At 64.4% G+C, this 17,991-nt stretch carries 16 protein-coding genes; 9 read left to right on the top strand and 7 right to left on the bottom strand.

Going from position 1 to position 17,991, the window contains the following annotated elements:
* The first annotated feature begins 299 nt into the window (after positions 1 to 299).
* Both pcaB and CT676_RS25585 read left to right on the top strand, forming a co-directional pair.
* Entirely contained in the window at positions 300 to 1,661 is a 1,362-nt protein-coding gene (pcaB, locus tag CT676_RS25590; protein WP_085398845.1) for a 3-carboxy-cis,cis-muconate cycloisomerase, read from the top strand.
* Positions 1,662 to 1,773: 112 nt separating this feature from the next.
* Complete coding sequence (locus tag CT676_RS25585) at positions 1,774 to 3,030, top strand: aminopeptidase (RefSeq protein ID WP_085398846.1); 1,257 nt, start codon at positions 1,774 to 1,776, stop codon at positions 3,028 to 3,030.
* 13 nt (positions 3,031 to 3,043) lie between these two features.
* Here CT676_RS25585 and CT676_RS25580 read toward each other — a convergent pair whose 3' ends face one another.
* Positions 3,044 to 3,598: a hypothetical protein gene (locus tag CT676_RS25580; protein WP_135215603.1), complete on the bottom strand. Its 555-nt coding sequence runs from the start codon at positions 3,596 to 3,598 to the stop codon at positions 3,044 to 3,046.
* Positions 3,599 to 3,836: 238 nt separating this feature from the next.
* Between CT676_RS25580 and CT676_RS25575 the strand changes: the two genes are divergently transcribed.
* Positions 3,837 to 4,292: a cupin domain-containing protein gene (locus CT676_RS25575; protein WP_028157215.1), complete on the top strand. Its 456-nt coding sequence runs from the start codon at positions 3,837 to 3,839 to the stop codon at positions 4,290 to 4,292.
* Positions 4,293 to 4,372: 80 nt separating this feature from the next.
* Here the strand turns inward: CT676_RS25575 and CT676_RS25570 are convergent, their stop codons facing one another.
* The 5 genes from CT676_RS25570 to CT676_RS25550 all read right to left on the bottom strand — a co-directional run bounded on the left by CT676_RS25570 (position 4,373) and on the right by CT676_RS25550 (position 9,318).
* The gene (locus CT676_RS25570; protein ID WP_085398848.1) at positions 4,373 to 5,425 is read right to left on the bottom strand and encodes an amidohydrolase family protein; all 1,053 of its coding nucleotides are present in this window, start codon (positions 5,423 to 5,425) and stop codon (positions 4,373 to 4,375) included.
* A 112-nt stretch (positions 5,426 to 5,537) separates the two neighbouring features.
* Entirely contained in the window at positions 5,538 to 6,059 is a 522-nt protein-coding gene (locus CT676_RS25565; RefSeq protein WP_085398863.1) for a hypothetical protein, read from the bottom strand.
* A gap of 65 nt (positions 6,060 to 6,124) precedes the next feature.
* Positions 6,125 to 6,940: an MBL fold metallo-hydrolase gene (locus CT676_RS25560; protein WP_071916860.1), complete on the bottom strand. Its 816-nt coding sequence runs from the start codon at positions 6,938 to 6,940 to the stop codon at positions 6,125 to 6,127.
* Between the two features lie 105 nt (positions 6,941 to 7,045).
* Positions 7,046 to 8,572 (bottom strand): permease, encoded by a 1,527-nt coding sequence (locus tag CT676_RS25555; protein WP_135215602.1) that lies wholly within the window; start codon positions 8,570 to 8,572, stop codon positions 7,046 to 7,048.
* Positions 8,569 to 9,318, bottom strand: a complete 750-nt coding sequence (locus tag CT676_RS25550) for an ABC transporter ATP-binding protein (RefSeq protein ID WP_085398864.1) — start codon at positions 9,316 to 9,318, stop codon at positions 8,569 to 8,571. The genes CT676_RS25555 and CT676_RS25550 overlap by 4 nt, the downstream gene beginning before the upstream one ends.
* A gap of 263 nt (positions 9,319 to 9,581) precedes the next feature.
* On the opposite strand from CT676_RS25550, the gene CT676_RS25545 reads away from it, so the two are divergent.
* The 6 genes from CT676_RS25545 (at position 9,582) to CT676_RS25520 (ending at position 16,399) form a co-directional block, all read left to right on the top strand.
* The gene (locus tag CT676_RS25545) at positions 9,582 to 10,457 is read left to right on the top strand and encodes a branched-chain amino acid ABC transporter permease (protein ID WP_085398851.1); all 876 of its coding nucleotides are present in this window, start codon (positions 9,582 to 9,584) and stop codon (positions 10,455 to 10,457) included.
* 5 nt (positions 10,458 to 10,462) lie between these two features.
* Positions 10,463 to 11,614, top strand: coding sequence for a branched-chain amino acid ABC transporter permease (locus CT676_RS25540; RefSeq protein ID WP_085398852.1), 1,152 nt, complete (start codon positions 10,463 to 10,465; stop codon positions 11,612 to 11,614).
* Positions 11,611 to 12,369, top strand: coding sequence for an ABC transporter ATP-binding protein (locus CT676_RS25535; protein WP_085398853.1), 759 nt, complete (start codon positions 11,611 to 11,613; stop codon positions 12,367 to 12,369). Before CT676_RS25540 ends, CT676_RS25535 begins: the two co-directional genes overlap by 4 nt.
* A 3-nt stretch (positions 12,370 to 12,372) precedes the next feature.
* Entirely contained in the window at positions 12,373 to 13,161 is a 789-nt protein-coding gene (locus tag CT676_RS25530; protein WP_085398854.1) for an ABC transporter ATP-binding protein, read from the top strand.
* Between the two features lie 118 nt (positions 13,162 to 13,279).
* Entirely contained in the window at positions 13,280 to 15,118 is a 1,839-nt protein-coding gene (locus tag CT676_RS25525) for an AMP-dependent synthetase/ligase (protein ID WP_085398865.1), read from the top strand.
* Positions 15,119 to 15,199: 81 nt separating this feature from the next.
* Positions 15,200 to 16,399, top strand: a complete 1,200-nt coding sequence (locus tag CT676_RS25520) for an ABC transporter substrate-binding protein (protein ID WP_085398855.1) — start codon at positions 15,200 to 15,202, stop codon at positions 16,397 to 16,399.
* A 200-nt stretch (positions 16,400 to 16,599) separates the two neighbouring features.
* Here CT676_RS25520 and CT676_RS25515 read toward each other — a convergent pair whose 3' ends face one another.
* A complete protein-coding gene (locus CT676_RS25515) occupies positions 16,600 to 17,724 on the bottom strand; it encodes a lysozyme inhibitor LprI family protein (protein WP_085398856.1) in 1,125 nt (374 codons plus the stop codon).
* Positions 17,725 to 17,991: the final 267 nt, after the last annotated feature.

The following is a 17,991-nucleotide window of genomic DNA, read 5'->3' as shown; positions in this document are numbered from 1 at the left end:
CATAGCCCGATCTTGCCGCGCGCACAATTTATCCCCGTTCCCCTGAAGTGGCCGCCTTGTCACGGCCGTCGAAGGGCGACGGCCCGGCTGCATCGCGGCCGCTCATCATTTCGAGGCGCTTCGTGCGCCGCCGCGCGTCGCACGCTTCGCATCTCAGGATGGCGGGGGTGATGGAGCGATGCGCCGTCGTAATGTCGTCGTACGGCATCGAATGGGTGGCGAGCCATGAATGTCCATTGCCGAACAGCGCGGCCCGCGTAAGCTGCTCTCACACAAACGCAAACCATAAAGAAACGCCCATGCCCGCTTTTCCCGCCTCGACGACCGTGCTCGATTCCATGCTGTTCCGCGACGCCTTCGGCACGCCCGAGATGCGCGAGGTGTTTTCCGATGTCGCGCTGGTGGCGCGCTATGCCGAGGTCGAGGTGGCGCTGGCGAAGGCGGAGGCGAAGTGCGGCGTGATCCCGCAGGAAGCCGCCGACCAGATCGCGGCGCTGACCGACGTCGCCGCATTCGATTTCGATCTGCTGCGACAGGAGACCGACATCGTCGGCTATCCGATCCTGCCGCTGGTTCATCAGATGGTGAAGCAGTGCGGCGAGGCCGGCCGCTATGTGCATTGGGGCGCGACCACGCAGGACATCATGGATACCGCGGTGGTGCTGCAATTGCGCGCCGCGCTCGGGATCGTCGAGCGCGACATCGCCGAGCTGCGAAACATCCTCGCGGACCTCTCGAAGCGCTACCGCGACACGCCGATGGCCGGGCGTACCCATCTCCAGCAGGCGCTGCCGGTGACGTTCGGCTACAAGACCGCGATCTGGCTCGCGATGTTCGACCGCCACGCCGAGCGGCTCGTGCAATTGAAGCCGCGCGTGCTGGTCGGACAGTTCGCCGGCGCCGCCGGAACGCTGGCCTCGCTCGGCGGCAAGGGGTTCGAGGTGCAGGAGGCGCTCTGCGCCGAGCTCGGGCTCGGCGTTCCCGCCTCGACCTGGCACGTCGCGCGCGACGGCTTTGCCGAGGCCGTGAATTTCCTCGCGCTGGTCACAGGCTCGCTCGGCAAGATCGCACTCGACATCATGATCATGGCCTCGACCGAGTTCGCCGAGGTCTACGAGCCCTTCGTCAAGGGCCGCGGCGCCTCCTCGACCATGCCGCAGAAGCGCAACCCGATCTCCTCGGAGCTGATGCTCGCGGCGTCCAAGGCGGTGCGCCAGCATGCCGGTCTGATGCTGGATGCGATGGTGCAGGATTTCGAGCGCGCCACCGGGCCCTGGCATGCCGAATGGATGGCGATCCCGGAAAGCTTCGTGCTGACCGCCGGCGCGCTGCACCAGGCGAAGTTTGCGCTAGCAGGCCTCATCGTCGATGAAAGGAAGATGAACGACAATCTCTCCATCAGCCGCGGCCTGATCGTGGCCGAAGCGGTCATGATGGGGCTGGCGCCGCAGATCGGGCGGCAGGAGGCGCATGACGTGGTCTATGATGCCTGCCGGCTCGCCAATGAGAAGGGTCTGACATTGGCGGACGCGCTCTCGTCCGACGCCCGCGTCTCCGTCAGGATCGACCGTGCCACGATCGAAGCGCTGACTTCACCGAAAAATTACCTCGGCCTTGCGCCTGCCATGGTCGACCGGGTGCTGAAATCGGCAACGCGTTGAAAACCAAAATGCGCGAAACTCCGTATCTCTCCGTGTCGCAAGGCGCTCGCGCACTTGCGCCTTGCGATGCTAGACTTAGATTGAACGAGAGAGCTTCGGCAGAGGACCCCGCATGATTGATCACCGCAATTCCGCCGTTCCCATCGATCCCGTGAAACTCGACCGGCTGGCCGAGGTGGCGGTGAAGGTGGGCCTGGGCTTGCGGCCGGGACAGGATCTGCTCTTGACGGCGCCCGCGATCGCGCTGCCGCTGGTGCGGCGGATCGCCGTGCACGCCTACAAGGCCGGCGCCGGTATCGTGACGCCGATCCTGTCGGATGAGGAGATGACGCTGGCGCGCTACCGCCACGGCCAGGACAACAGCTTCGATCGTGCCGCCAACTGGCTCTATGAGGGCATGGCCAAGGCGTTCTCCGACAACACCGCGCGGCTCGCCATCGTCGGCGACAATCCGATGCTGCTGTCCGGCGAAGATCCTTCCAAGGTGGCGCGCGCCAGCAAGGCCAATTCGATAGCCTATCAGCCGGCGCTGGAAAAAATCGTCAATTTCGACACCAACTGGAACATCATCGCCTATCCGAGCCCGTCATGGGCCAAACAGGTCTTCCCAGATGATCCCGAGGACGTTGCGATCGGCAAGCTGGCAGACGCGATCTTCGCGGCCTCCCGCGTCGACCGCGAGGATGCGATGGGCAATTGGGCGAGCCACAACGCGGTGTTGCGCGAGCGTACCAACTGGCTCAACGGCCAGCGTTTTCGCGCGCTGCAATATTCAGGTCCCGGCATCGACCTCTCCATCGGGCTTGCCGACGGACACGAGTGGGAGGGCGGCGCCTCGCTGTCCAAGAACGGCATCAGTTGCAACGCCAATATCCCGACCGAAGAGGTTTTCACCACGCCGCATTGCCGGCGCGTCTTTGGCCATGTCGTGAGCTCGAAGCCGCTGTCCTACCAGGGCACGCTGATCGACAACATCGCGGTGCGCTTCGAGGACGGCAAGATCGTCGACGCAAAGGCATCGCGCGGCGCGGAGGTGCTGAACAAGGTGCTCGACACCGACGAAGGCGCGCGGCGTCTCGGCGAGGTGGCGCTGGTGCCGCATTCCTCGCCGATCTCGCAGAGCGGGCTGTTGTTCTACAACACGCTGTTCGACGAGAACGCGGCCTCGCACATCGCGCTCGGCCAGTGCTATTCGAAATGCTTCGTCAACGGCGCGCAGCTGACGCCGCAGCAGATCGCCGCGCAAGGCGGCAACCAGAGCCTGATCCATATCGACTGGATGATCGGTTCTGCCGAGACCGACATCGACGGCATTCTCGCCGACGGAAGCAAGGTGCCGGTGTTCCGCAAGGGCGAGTGGGCGAAGTAGTCCGTTCGTTCTCTTACGCCGCCGCGTTGCGCAGCATCCGGTTGTTGTCGATGCTGAAGCGGTTGAACAGCGTCGTGAACGGGCTGCCGTCGGTGGCCCGCACGATGGCGTCGGACGTGGCGACCGCCTCGTAAAGCGCACCGATGGGATCGTCCGCCTCGGGCAGGTCGAGGCCGCCGCGAATTTCCTCGCGGGCCGCGTTGACGTCATCCTCCTCGTCCAGTGTCGCCTCCAGCGCATCCGCCGCGCGCCGCATCTCCGCGAGATCGCCGCCGGCGGAGAATTTGAGGATGTCCAGCCAGTAGGGGCGGGCGACAACGAGCTGGATGAAGGCCTCGAACGTGCCGGCGATAATTCCTGCGCGGCCCTCCGATGAGACGTAGAGCACATTCCGCGACGGCAGCAGCACGAAGGTGCCGCCGCAGCCGTCGCTGCCGATCTGCCGGGGGTTTTCGACGCCGTCGATGGTGAACCAGGGCTCATCTTCGGTTGCGAAGGAAACATCGAGGCTGCCGAGCCACGCGACGACCTCGCCTTGGGCTGTCAGAACCTCCGGGGTGAGGGGCATCGGTGTGGGCTCCTTCGCTGGTCACTTTCGCGCACTTTGTCGCACCCCGGAAAAAATGGGTTCATGTGCGCGAATTTGCAGGCAAATCCCGACGTTAACCTCTTCGCACTGCAACTTGCGGCTGATTGTCGGCGCCTGCGTAAGAAAGAATTAAAAACCGGCTACTAGCGTTCCAACATCTTTGGAAACAATCCGGGCCCAGACCCGGCCATACATATTTTATTCCCTGGGGAAGCAGATGTCGCCGTCATTGATTGAAATCAGCAGTTGCAACGTGGATCTCGAGCTGCGGCCGATCGAGCCGTCCTGGATTATCGAAGGCAATCCGGTGTCGCGCTCGCACATCCTGTCCACCAGCGCAGACGGCACCGCCTCGACCATCATCTGGCAGTGCACCGAAGGCCGCTTCAACTGGTACTACGACATCGACGAGACGATCATGATCATGGAAGGATCGATCGTGCTCGAAAGCGACGGCATGCCGCCGAAGCGCTATGGGCCCGGCGACGTCATCTTCTTCCGCGACGGCGCGCATGCCAAATGGCATGTCGAAGGCCACGTCAAGAAGATCGCCTTCTGCCGCAAGACCAATCCCGTGATGATCGGATTCCTGATCCGCGTCGTCAACAAGCTCAAGCGGATGTTCGTCTCCGCCGGCGAGCGCCGCCCCGCCTCGCTGTTGGGGGCTGGCTAGAGTTCAAGCATATCCAAGGACGCTTCCCAGCGGCCACGACGGAAGAGGGGCCGGGACCGACATCCCGGCCCCTCTTCTCGTCATGACGGCAGTTCGAGCCGGTAGACATCGGTCGCCGTCTGCGAGAACAGCGCCGTCTTCTCGGCCTCGCTCAAGGGCGCCGCGATACGCTTGAACGCGTTGAAGATCACCTGGTAGCTGCACTGGCCCTTGTCCGGCGGGAAATTGCTCTCGAACATCGCGCGCCTGGGGCCGAACGCCTCGATGCAGGTCTCGACATAGGGCCGCCAGGCCGCGGCAAGCTCCTCGGATGACGGCGGCTTCGCGCGCAGATGGAAGTCATAGCCGAGCAGGCACATCGCGAGCCCACCGAGTTTCACCGAGACGTTCCCGCACTTCGCGATCTCCTGGATCGAGGCGCGCCATTGCGGAAACACCTCTTCGCGCCGCCCGGCAAAGCGACCGACGCCGGCCGGGCCGCCGCAATGGTCGAGCACGATTTTGGTGTCGGGAAAGGCGCGCGCGAGCTCGGTCAGCTCGCCGATCTGCGGGTGAAACAGCCAGGCATCGAAGCTCAGGTTCAGCGGTGCGAGGCAGGCAAAGCCTTTGCGGAAAGTCGGATCCCGCAACAACCCCTTCGGCCGGTTGGCATACATGCCGGCGACGACAGGGTCTTCGTCCCAGGCCGAGGAATGCCTGATGCCGCGGAAGCGGCCGTTGCCCGCCGCGATCTCGGCTTCCAGCACCGGCTTGGCGGCATCGCCCAGCAGCAGGTTCACGTGGCTGACGATGCCGGCGCAGATCGCGGCCGTGCCGTAGCCGCCGCTTGCGCTCATGGCGGCGACGCCGTTGGCGAACTCGACTTCGCCGACCGGCCGGAATGCCTCGGGCCCGTGCGCGCGATACATCGAACGGCAGTCGACATAGACGGTGGCGATGATGTTGTGCCCGGAGGCGATATCGGCCGCCATCTCCTCGATCAGATAGCGATGCCCGCGATTCCAGAGATGGTGATGAGGATCGACGATCGGCCGCAAGGGATCGATGATCTCCTCCTGATATTGCGCGAGCCAGTCCTCGCGCGGCTCGACGAATAGCCCGCTCGTGTTGGCGGGCACACCGCTTGCAGCCATCGGCATTCGCTCCCTTATGTTTTTTGTGGGGGGAGCCTAGCACCTCGTCTCCGCATCCAGCTGCGCGTGCTGCGCAACCGCACCCGTCATCGCGAGCACAGCGACGCCGTCGTTAGCCCTTGCGCCGCTTCGCCCTCACATCGACCACAAGCCGCCAATCGACGGCGGCTGCCGGCTTCACTTCGCCGAGCCAATGGAAGGAATCATCGGTAATCTCCGTGAAACTCCAGCGTGTCAGGTCGCCCGCATCGGTCGTGCCTTCCTGCACGATGTCCGCGCCGCGCGGGTGGCCGACCTGCTGGCGGAACACGCTACGACCGGGATCGAACCAGGAAATCCGCCACGCGGAAATGGAGGGGTCGTAGACCCGCAGCGTCGTGCCGTACCAATTGCCGGCGATCGCAAACGCCGGCGCAGCCGCTGGGCGAGGGATGATCCAGACATCCTGAACGGCGCGGCCTTCCAGCACCCAGCCGAAATGGATTTCGCCGGGCGCGGTGTGCTTGGTTCCGTCGGGGCCATGAGCGGTGATCCCGGCATCCCAGTCGCCGACGAAGCGGCCGTAAAGCTGGAGCGCTGCCGCGTGCTCGGGGTTCGGTCCGTCCGCGTGCAAAAGTCTGGCAAAGTCGGTCATGTCGATCTCCTGTCGTGAGGAGATCAGCACGAACGAACGCCAATCGACTTGGAGAAAATTGCGCGTCAGACGCCGTCGAGGATGATCACTGTCGGCGTCGTCGGCAGCGCGTCCCGCGACATCCGGAAGGAGCGCTCGCTGCGCCGGTCGATCTCGAACTGGCGGCCGATGAGGTGCATGAACTCGTCGAGCGGGGTGGCGAAGCGGTGCATCGGCAGCACCACAGAGGCGCGCAGCCGCTTGGTGATCTCGGAGACGCCGTCGAGCGACATGGTGTAGGTGCCGTCGATCGGCACCATCACGATGTCGAGCCGCCCGATCTGGGCGAAATGGGTTTCGTCGAGCTTGTGGTGGAGATGGCCGAGATGGCCGATGCAGAGGCCGGCGACCTCGAAGATGAAGATCGAATTGCCGTCGCGGATCATATCGGTGCCGGAATCGTCACCGAAATAGCGGCGGATGTCGGTCGTGACGTTGCGGATGAAGGTGTCGCCGATGCGCTCCGACACGACGGCCGGCTTGCCGTCCTCGCCCCAGCCATGCAGCACATGGGGAATGCGCTTGTCGGGAAATAAAGAGTAGTGGGTGCTGTGCGCCCGGTTCATGGTGACGACATCGGGCAGACGTCCGACCTGGTAGGCGCCGCTGTAGTCGGTCGCGATGCGCAAGCCGCCGGGCGTGTCGATGAAATAGGTGGAATGGCCGGCATAGGTGATCTGGACTTCAGCCGAGCCTGCGGCCTGCCGGAAGGCGGCCGGCATTGCGCGGGGCATGGCGTTTGCCATCGCCAGGCATTCGCTCCGCTGAGGTGGCTGCTGGGCGAGAGCAGGAGAGAGGAATGCGCCGAACAGCGCCAGAGCCGCTGAAACCAGTCGCCGCATGAATCCGTCCCCGATGACTTCGGAAGAAGTCTAGCGTGCAATGCAGCGCGTGGCCAATAGGCAGCGATCAACAGCGCGTCAGTGTCGCAGCCTTACTCCCGGCTTTTAGTTGCGCCTTGGGCTGAACTTCCAGGTGATGGCGATGAGGCCCGCGGTGATCAGGCCGCTGATGAGGCCGGCGATGGGGAGGGCGAGCAGCAGCGCTGCGCTGGCGGCCCAGCCGATCGAGGAGAAGGCTTCGGCGAAGGTCGCGAGCCGCGACGAGGTCTGGCGGCGGCGGAATTGGCTGCGCCGGGCCTGCACGCGGAACCAGAGCTGGATTGCGGTGGCGGAGGCCGCGCTGATGATGACAGCACCGGCACTGACCGCGGCCTGGAACGGCGAGGCGAAAGCGAGTGCCGCGATCAGCGGGCAGAAGATGGCGGCGATGGCGATCAGCACCACCTCGATCTTGGCGCGGATGACGCTGGACGGCGTCAGCGGCGCGGTCGCGACCAGGTCGGGCGCGTCCTCGCCCGAGATCGTCAGCCAGGCGAGCCCGCCCGCGAGCTGTCCCGCCGCCATCACGATGACAGGTGTGATCAGCGTCAGCGCCGCGGAGCTGTCGGCAAAATTGCGCCAGAGCAGCAGCGCCGGCGGCACCAAATAGAGCAGCTGCATCAGCGTCTGCGAGATCAGCCAGGGATCGCGCCAGAGCAGCGAAAATTCCCTGCGCCGCAGCGCCTGTTGCCGCGATCCGCCGCGGAACGGGCGCTGTTTCGCGGCCTTGCTGCCGGAGGCGCCGTAAGCGGCGGCATCGATTGCGGTATCGGCAAAGCGGTGCGAGAAGACCGCCATCACGCTGCCGAGCAGCACGAGCCCGAGCGCCAGGAGCAGCAGCAGCGCCTCGCTGTCGCCCATGGCCGCCCGCGCCGGCCACCACCAGATGCTGTCGACGTCGGGCGCGTAGGCGGCGAAGCTGCCCGAGGTCAGGATGGTGAAGCGCGACAGCGTGCCATAGGACATGATCGCGGCGACCTGGAGCGCGATCACGAAACCGGCGCCGATCATCGCGGCGAGGACCTGGGCGACGAAGCGCGTGCGCGCCGGGCCGATCAGGCGGAACAGCAGGATGGTGATGGCGATCGCGATCGCCGCGGCCGAGAGGCCCATGGCGACGACGACGCCGAACGCCGCGAGCCAGCGCGCGCCGCCGCCGATCACCAGCACGTCGATGAACGGCGTCGAGAACAGCAGCGCCATCACGGTGACGGCCAGTGCGATCGCGGCGATGCGCACCGAGAACAGATTGGCCAGCATCGCGGGCGAGGACATGATCAGGTCGAGATCGGCGCGGGCGTAAAACACCCGCGTCACCGATTCGATCGCCTGCGACAGCATCAGCGTCCAGGCGAGAAAGATCGTCGCCGAGATCACGATCAGCGAGGATTTGTCGAGCGGCAGCTGCAGGTCGGCGAAGCGGCCGATCACAGCCCAGGCCGGTACGTGTAGGAGGGCCGCGAAGAACAGCAGGCCGATCATTGCGGCGCGCGCCCGCTTGCGCCGCCCGCCGGTCATCATGGCGAACCATTCGCGCCAGGCGAGCCGGAGCTCGTGGCGGGCAAACCAGGACAGTGCGGTTGCCGAGCTCATGCGGCTTCCGGAAGCGTGACCAGCGCGATGAAGAGATCTTCCAGGCTGGTGTCGGCATGGCCGTTCTGCTGGCGCAGCTCGGTCAGCGTGCCCTCGGCGACCAGACGGCCCGAGGCGATCACGCCGATGCGGTCGGCCATGCGTTCGGCCACCTCGAGAATATGCGTGGTCATGATGACCGTGCAGCCGGCGCGGACGCGCTCGCTCAGCAGCCCCTTCACGTGGCGGGCGGAAACGGCATCGAGGCCGGTCAGCGGTTCGTCGAGGATGATGAGGCGGGGATCGTGCACCAGCGCGCCGGCGAGAGCGACCTTCTGGCGCATGCCCTTGGAAAAGCCTTCGCAGCGTTCGTGCCGGTGCGGCTCGAGCCCGAGCGAGGTCAGGAGGTCCTGCGCGACCGGTTCCGAGACCGACGGCGCGATGCCCCAGAGCCCGGCGACGAATTCGAGGTACTCAAGCGGCGTCAGCTTGTCGTAGATCATGGGCTCATCGGACACCCACGCCATCACCTGCTTGGCGGCGACGGGATTTGCGAGCGCATCGATGCCGAAGATCGTGACCGCGCCGGCATCGGGCCGCAACAGGCCCGCAACCATGCGCAAAGTGGTGGTCTTGCCGGCGCCGTTGGGGCCGACCAGCGCATAGAATTCGCCGGCGTGAATAGTGAGATCGAGGCTGTCGACCGCCAGACGGTCAAAACGCTTCGTTAACCCCAGGACTTCCAGCGCCGATCTGTCCGGCTTCATGACGGCCATACCATCCGGTTTTGCATCGCTCGCGACCATGATCCCAAGATGTTTCGGCACCGTGAATCTACGGCCCACAAATTCCGCCATCCGGTTGCTACTAATGGCAAGTCACCGTTTGTTGACAGCGCTGGACGGTTCAGGCTGAATTGGCGTCGGGACAAATGGCGCTAACGCGGCGAAACGACCGCGTAGCGACTGGACACAAGATGCAGCAAGGCGGTCGCGAAGAGCCGCCGGTTGTATCGGGAGGAAGCGCGGCGATGCTGGATTTCGTTCAGCAGCTGGTCAGCGGTGTTGCGCTCGGCTGCGTCTACGGCCTGATCGCGCTCGGCTTCGTGCTCGTCTACAAGGCCACCGAGGTCGTCAATTTCGCCCAGGGCGATTTGATGATGCTGGGCGGCTTCTTCGCCTTCACCTTCATCGGCATGATGGGACTGAACTACTGGATCGGCTTTGCCGGTGCGGTGGCTGCCATGGCGTTGTTCGGCATGCTGGCAGAGCGCGTGGTGGTGCGGCCGATCCTCGGCTATCCGCAATTCTCCATCATCATGGCCACCATCGGCCTCGGCTATTTCTTGCGCTCGGTCGCCGGGATGATCTGGGGCACCGACGATCTGAAGATCGAGACGCCGTTCAGCCATGGCGTGCTGCGCGTCGGCTCGCTGGTGCTGGCCTATGACAAGCTCTCGGTGATCGCCGCGACGATGATCCTGTGCGCGCTGCTCTGGCTGTTCTTCAACAGGACCACGCTCGGCACCGCGATGCGCGCCAGTTCCGAGAATATGCTGGCGGCCTATTACATGGGCATCCCGGTCAAGCGCGTAGTGTCGGTGGTCTGGGCGATCAGCGCGGCGGTCGCGACCTGCGCCGGCGTGCTGCTGGCGCCGATCACGTTCATCCATTCCAATGTCGGCCTCGTGCTCGGCCTCAAGGCGTTTCCCGCCGCAGTCCTCGGCGGCTTCGGCTCGATCCCCGGCGCGGTCGTCGGCGGCGTGCTGATCGGCGTGATCGAGAGCATGGCCGGCTTCTATCTGGCGGAGGGCTGGAAGGACGTCGCGCCCTATCTCGTGCTGCTCGCCGTGCTCTTGCTCAAGCCTGAAGGCCTGTTCGGCCTTCACGTCCGCAAGAAGGTCTGAACGCCATGCGCTTCCTGTTCAAGACCGACTATGAGGACGACATCAAGCTGTTCCCGCATTCGGGCTACGTCGTCTCCTACGGCATCCTGCTCGCGCTGCTGCTGATCGCGCCCTATGTGCTCTCCAGCTATCTGATGAGCCAGCTCGTCTTCGTCTGCATCTACGCGACGGTCGGTGTCGGCCTTCTGATCCTGACCGGTTTTACCGGGCAAGCCTCGCTGGGCCACGCCGCGTTCCTCGCGATCGGCGCTTACACGGCGGCATACTTGCAGAAATACAACGTGCCGTTCCCGGTCTATTTCCTCGCCGCCGGTGCCCTGACCGGGTTGATCGGCGCGATGGTCGGCTTTCCCGCCCTGCGCCTGACCGGCATCTACCTCGTCATCGCCACCATCTCCTTTGCCCTGATCGTCGAGGAGATCCTGGCGCGCTGGGAGAGCGTCACCAACGGCAACGAGGGCATGCGGGTCAAGACATTGTCGCTGCTCGGCGTCACCGTCCCGCGCGACAGCCCGACCTTCTATTTCCTCTGCCTGGCCGTGCTGGTGTTGACCATCGTCGGCACGCTCAATCTGCTGCGCTCGCCGACAGGGCGCGCGTTCGTCGCGATCCGCGACAGCGAGACCGCGGCGCGCAGCATGGGCGTCAACGTCGCGCTGTACAAGGTGAAGTCCTTTGCGATCTCGGCGGCGATCACCGGCTTTGCCGGCGTGCTGTTCGCGCACAAGCTCTCCTTCATCTCGCCGGAGATGTTCACGCTCCAGCTCTCGATCGAGTTCATCATCGTGATCCTGATCGGCGGCACCTTCAGCCTGCACGGCGCGGTGCTGGGCGCGATCTTCATCGTGATGATCGACCCGTTCCTGACCTATCTGAAGGACGACTTGCCCGGCATCATCGCCGGCATTGCCGCGACGTTCGGGGCGGGCGCGGCGACTGCGGGCAATATCCAGTCGAAAGTCGCGGCCTTCGCCTCGCTCAACGGGCTGAAGGGCGCGATCTACGGCATCATCATCGTGCTGTTCGTGCTGTTCGAGCCGCTCGGGCTCTACGGCCGCTGGCTCAAGATCAAGCTCTTCTTCCAGCTGTTCCCGCTCTACAAGCGCGCGACCTTCAAGCGGCAGAAGATCTACGTGAAGTCGGAGCGCAACCGATGAGCTATTTTCGCGCGGAGAACCTGTCGCTGCATTTCGGAGGGCTGAAGGCGGTCGATGCGGTATCCTTCGCGGTCGAGAAGGGCGAGATCCTCTCGATCATCGGGCCGAACGGTGCCGGCAAGAGCTCGATCTTCAACCTGATCTCGCGGATCTACCGGCCGACCACGGGCCGCATCTTCTTCGAAGACCAGGACATCACGGAGCAGCCGCCCTACGACATCGCCAGGCTCGGCATCGCGCGAACCTTCCAGAACATCGAGCTGTTCGAGAACGCGACCGTGCTCGCCAACCTCCTGGTCGGCCGCCACCGTCACTCGACCACCCAGCTCTGGCAGGAGCTGCTGTTCCTGCCGAGCGTGCGGGCGAACGAGAAGGTGCATCGCCGCAGGGTCGAGCAGGTGATCGAGTTCCTCGATCTCGAACCCTATCGCGACAAGCTGATCTCCGGCCTGCCCTACGGCGTGCGCAAGGTGATCGAGCTGGCGCGCGCACTTTGCTCGGAGCCGAAACTGATCCTGCTCGACGAGCCGTCCTCCGGACTGAATGTCGAGGAGACCGGCGACATGTCTTTCTGGATCCGCGACATGAAGAACGAGCTCGGCGTCACCGTGCTGATGGTCGAACACGACATGTCGCTGGTCAACCGCGTCTCCGATCGCGTCATCGCGCTGAACTATGGCCGCGTGCTGGCGATGGGCTCGCCTGCCGAGGTGCAGCAGCATCCCGATGTCGTCGCCGCGTATCTGGGAGCCTGACGCATGGATGCCGCCGTCACGCCCGACATCATCCTGAAGCTCTCCAACATCGAGAGCTATTACGGGCCGATCATGGCGATCCGCGGCATCTCGCTGGAGGTGCCGCGCGGCCGCATCGTCACCCTGCTCGGCGCCAACGGCGCCGGCAAGACGACGGTGCTGAAGACGATCTCGGGCATTCTGGATCCGCAGAAGGGCACGATCGAATTCATGGGCAAGTCGATCCAGCGTATGGAGGCGGACCGGATCGTGCGGCTGGGTCTCAGCCATGTGCCGGAGGGGCGCGAGGTGTTCCCGTTCCTCTCGGTGCGTGAGAACCTGATGATGGGGGCGTATCCGCGCCGGGATCGTGATGGCGTCGCGGAGGATCTGGAGCGCGTCTACGGCTATTTCCCGCGTCTGAAGGAGCGCATCAACCAGCCGGCCGGCCAGCTTTCCGGCGGCGAGCAGCAGATGCTCGCGATCGGGCGTGCGCTGATGAACCGGCCGACCTTGCTGCTGCTCGACGAGCCCTCGCTCGGCCTGTCGCCGCTGCTGATGAAGGAGATTTTCACCATCATCCGCCGCGTCAACGAGGAGCAGGGCATGTCGATCCTGCTGGTCGAGCAGAACGCCAAGGTGGCGCTGGAGACGGCGCATTACGGCTACGTGCTCGAGATCGGCCGCGTCGTGATGAATGACACCTGCGACCGCTTGATGCATTCCCAGGACATCCAGGAATTCTACCTCGGCGCCAAGGAGGCGGGCGCGCGAGGCGAGCGCCGCTGGAAAAAGAAGAAGACCTGGCGCTGAAGATTTGGCGCCGAAGACTTGGCGCTAGGGGAAGGCGTTAAATGGATTGGCCCATCCGCAACGACAGACCGCCGGCAAGGCAGGCAGCGGAGGGGAGAGCGACAAGGAGGAGACGCGCATGGCCCGACCGGCGGTGCTGACGGTCGCTGATACGATCGCGAAGAGCTTCTTGCGCGCCGCCGAGACGCGGGGCGACAGGCCGGCTATTCGCGAGAAGAAATTCGGCATCTGGCAGCCGACCAGCTGGCGCGAGTGGCTGGAGATCTCGAAGGAGATCGCCTACGCGCTTCGCGCCTCCGGCTTTCTGCCCGGCGACGTCGCCTCCGTCATCGCCAATGCCGTGCCGGAATGGGTTCATGCCGACATGGGGATTTTGTGCGCCGGCGGTGTTTCCTCTGGAATCTATCCGACCGATGCATCCTCCCAGGTCGAATACCTGGTCAACGATTCCCGGACCAAGGTGATCTTCGCCGAGGACGAGGAGCAACTCGACAAGGTGCTCGCCTGCCGCGCGCGCTGTCCGTCCCTGCAAAAGGTCATCGTGTTCGACATGGAGGGCCTCAGCGGCTTCTTCGACGACATGGTGATGTCGCTCGACGAGTTCCGTGCGCTCGGCCGCAACCACATGGTCGGCCGCGAGGCGCTGTGGCAGGAGATGATCGACAGCCGCAGCGCGGACGACCTTGTCATCCTCGTCTACACCTCGGGCACCACCGGTCCGCCCAAGGGCGCGATGCACGCGAACCGCAGCGTGACGCACCAGATGCGGCATGCCAACGATTTCATCTCGGCGCGGGAGGACGAAGACCGGCTGATCTTCCTTCCGCTCTGCCACGTCGCCGAGCGGGTCGCCGGCTACTACATCTCGGTCGCACTCGGCTCGGTGATGAATTTCGCCGAGAGCCCGGAGACGGTGCCGGACAATCTGCGCGAGGTGCAGCCGACCGTCTTCTTTGCGGTGCCTCGCATCTGGGAGAAGTTCTATTCCTCCGTCACGATCGCGCTGAAGGACGCGACGCCGCTCCAGCAATGGGTCTATCGCCGCGCCATCAAGGTCGGCTATCGCATGGTCGATTGCCGGATCGAGGGCAGGGCGCCCCCGCTCTCGCTGCGCATCGCCAACGGCATCGCCTACCGGCTCGCGTTCCGCAACATCCGCCGCATGATGGGGCTCGACCGCTGCCGCATCGCGTTCACCGGCGCTGCGCCGATCGCACCAGAGCTGATCCGCTGGTATCTCGCGCTCGGCATCGACATGCACGAGGTCTATGGCCAGACCGAGAACTGCGGCGTCGCGACTATGATGCCGGCGGAACGCATCAAGTTCGGCTCGGTCGGCACTGCCGTGTCCTGGGGCGAGGTCGCGCTGTCGCCCGATGGCGAGATCCTGATCAAGGGCGACTTCCTGTTCATGGGCTATCTGAATCAGCCCGAGAAGACCGCCGAGACCATCGACCATCGCGGCTGGCTGCACACCGGCGACGTCGGCACCATCGATAACGAAGGCTTTGTCCGCGTCACCGACCGGATGAAGGACATCATCATCACCTCCGGCGGAAAGAACGTCACGCCGTCCGAGATCGAGAACCAGCTCAAATTCTCGCCCTACATCTCGGATGCCGTGGTGATCGGCGACAAGCGGCCTTATCTCACCTGCCTCGTGATGATCGACCAGGAGAATGTCGAGAAATTCGCCCAGGACCACGACATCCCCTTCACCAATTATGCGAGCCTGTGCCGCGCGGCGGAGATCCAGGACCTGATCTGGCGCGAGATCGAAGGCGTCAACGGCAATTTCGCCCGCGTCGAGACCATCAAGAGATTTTACCTGATCGAGCGCCAGCTGACCCCGGAGGACGAGGAGCTGACGCCGACCATGAAGCTGAAGCGCGGCTTCGTGAACAAGCGTTACGCTGCCGAGATCGAGGCGATGTATCGCCAGCGCGCGGTGGCGTGACGAGCCTGCCAGTTCGAGAAAGCGAAGGAGCTGTGGCCCCCGCCCTTCGCACCATACGGGCCCAAAGGAGAGGAGACGTCAATGTCGAAATCGTTCAGCACGCTCGGCCTTGCTGTGAGCGCCGTGGTGCTCACCTGTCTGCCGGCCGCGGCGCAAACCAAGGTCACCAACGATGGCATCTCGGCATCCGAGATCGTCATCGGCACCCATCAGGACCTGTCGGGGCCGATCAAGGGCTGGGGCGTCCCGGTCTCCAACGGCATGAAGATGGCGGTCGAGGAGATCAACGCGGCCGGCGGTGTCCAGGGCCGCAAGATCAAGCTGGTTGTCGAGGACTCGGGCTACGATCCGAAGAAAGCGGTGCTGGCTTCGCAAAAGCTGATCGAGCGCGACAAGATTTTCGCGATGGTGGGACCAATGGGATCGCCGACCGTGCTCGCTGCGCAGGATATCCTGCTCGACGCCGGCGTGCTTCAGCTCTTCCCGCTGACGGCGGCCGAGTTCACCTTCAAGTTCGATCCGGCCAAGCCGCAGGAGCGGCTGAAGTTCAACAACCTCCTGCCCTATGTCGAGAGCACACGCGCAGCGCTCAAATACATGATAGAGGCAAAGAATTTCAAGAAGCCGTGCATCCTGCATCAGGACGACGAGTACGGCAAAAACGTGCTCGACGGCTTCAACCAGCAGCTCACCGCCATGAAGCTGCAGCCGGCCTCGATCACGAGCTACAAGCGCGGCGCCTCCGATTTCAGCGCGCAGGTCGCCAAGATGAAGTCCGACGGTTGCGACCTCGTCGTGCTCGGCGCGGTCCTCCGTGAGCCGATCGGCACGATGGGTGAAGCGAAGAAGCTCGGATGGGACGTCACCTTCCTCGGCGCCACGCCCGTTAACGTGCTCGAAGTGCCGGCGCTCGGCAAGGAAGTGGTGGAAGGCTTGTATTCCGCCTCGAACTTCGAAATTCCCTACGAAGACACCGCGAAGGGAAAGGTGAAGGACTGGCTCGTCAATTACAAGAAGATGTTCAACGCCGACGCCAACACCCAGGCGATCATCGGCTACAATGCGGTGATGACGTTCGCGCATTATGCCAACAAGGCCGGCAAGGATCTCACTGGCCAGAAGATGCTCGACGCGCTGGAGTCCGGCGACAAGTTCCAGGATATCTTTAATTCGCCGCCGACGGTGTTCTCGAAGACCAACCATCTCGCCACCACCGTCACCCAGGTGCAGCAGGTGAAGAACGGCCGCTGGGTGCTGGTGAAGGACAATCTGATGTTTTGATGGCTTCGCTCTTGCGGCGCTGACGGTGCACCCTCTCCCCTTGCGGGAGAGGGTGGCTTCGCGTGAGCGAAGCCGGGTGAGGGGTCTCTATCCTCATGAATGGTCGTGCGAGTGGAGAGAACCCCTCATCCGGCGCGCACGATGTGCGCGCCACCTTCTCCCACAAGGGGAGAAGGAAGAAAGCACGCCACGGGGAGAACCTACGATCCCCCACCCGCCGTGCCCGAATTCACCGGCGCGAGCTCGTCTTCCCGGCAGCGCCAGCCGTCGGCGGCTTTGACGAAGGCGAAGGTCCGCTGGATTCTCAGGCGGCGCGTGACGTTGAAGGCTTCGCCGGATCGCTCCTTGCTGCCGAGGCCGGGCTGCGGACGGCCCGTCCTGGGGTCCCAGCAGGTGCCGGTGCAGGTGGAAGCGACCTTGCTGCACATGGTGAAGGGCGCCAGCACGACCATCTCGATCTCGCCCGTGACCTGCGCCTCCTGGTCGGTCACCTGGCTGTCGAGCGCGTAGACGCGGTTGATGCGGAGGAAATTGCCGCACGAATTGGCGGCGTGAATCCGTGCGGCGCAGAAATCGACGGCGTCGGTGTCGGGCGAGCGCGCCGCGACCTGCCGGCCGAACACTTTCTTCGGATCGCCCTTGGCGGCGGCGATCTCCTCGGTCTTGCGCTTCAGATGCTCGGCGAGACAATCTTCCGCGGACGAAAGCTCGGCAAGCGGCACGTTCTCCTTGCCGACGAGATTGCACTTGCGATCGCGCTCTCTCGTCCATCGGCCGTATTCGGCGAAGGCAAAGCGGGCCGCGGTCGGGTCCAGCCTGCCGATCAGGCCCAGTACCTGGCTGTTGAGCTCGGTTTCGGCGAGCGCCAGCGACGGGTCCGCGCAGATCAGCGCGCCCGCGGCCGTGTTGGCCGCGAGACAATCGAAATCCGGATCACGCACTATTGCGGCGCGCTCTTCGGTGACCTTGAGAAGGCACGCCTTCACGCGGTCGAAATCGTCGGCGCGGATCGCGGTCTGGCCAACGATGCCGCAGCCGAGGTTGCGCTGTCGGATCCAGATCGCATTCTCCTCGATCGCGGGGAGGCGATCGGGCAGGCGGGCGAGCCGCGCCTCGATCGCCGTGCCGAGCTTCTCGGCGGCGGCGGCCAGCTCGGCGTCACCGCAGAACAATTGATTGCCGGGATCGCGGATCTGCTGGCAGTTGTTTCGGGCAAATAGCGGCAGCCTGTCGGCGATGGAGCGGTCAGACGGGCCCGATTGCGCGGAGCCTGGTGCCGCCGGCAATACCAGCAGCGCAAGCACAGACAGCAAGATGAACCGCATTCCAGACGCCCCCGCAAAGGCGCCATGCTAGCGCCCCGGATCGCGCGGCGAAACGGCTTTGTGGCGTGACGGTTTACGCGAGACCCGTAGCCCGGATGGAGCCAACGGGTCGGCGCAAAGCGCCGCCCGATGACAGGCTCCGCGTAATCCGGGGCCGGTGCTAGTGGTTAGCACTACTTTGGCAGAATGTGTTTGCGCCCCTGTTTTTCAAGGATTTGCTTTCGGCAATATGGGCACTGCTGAGACGGCGGCCGAAGGATGAGATCG

This window comes from Bradyrhizobium sp. MOS001, assembly GCF_004634465.1.
GTDB lineage: Bacteria > Pseudomonadota > Alphaproteobacteria > Rhizobiales > Xanthobacteraceae > Bradyrhizobium > Bradyrhizobium barranii.
Note: the sequence above shows the minus strand (reverse complement) of the source record. Positions and strands in the feature narration are given on the sequence as shown.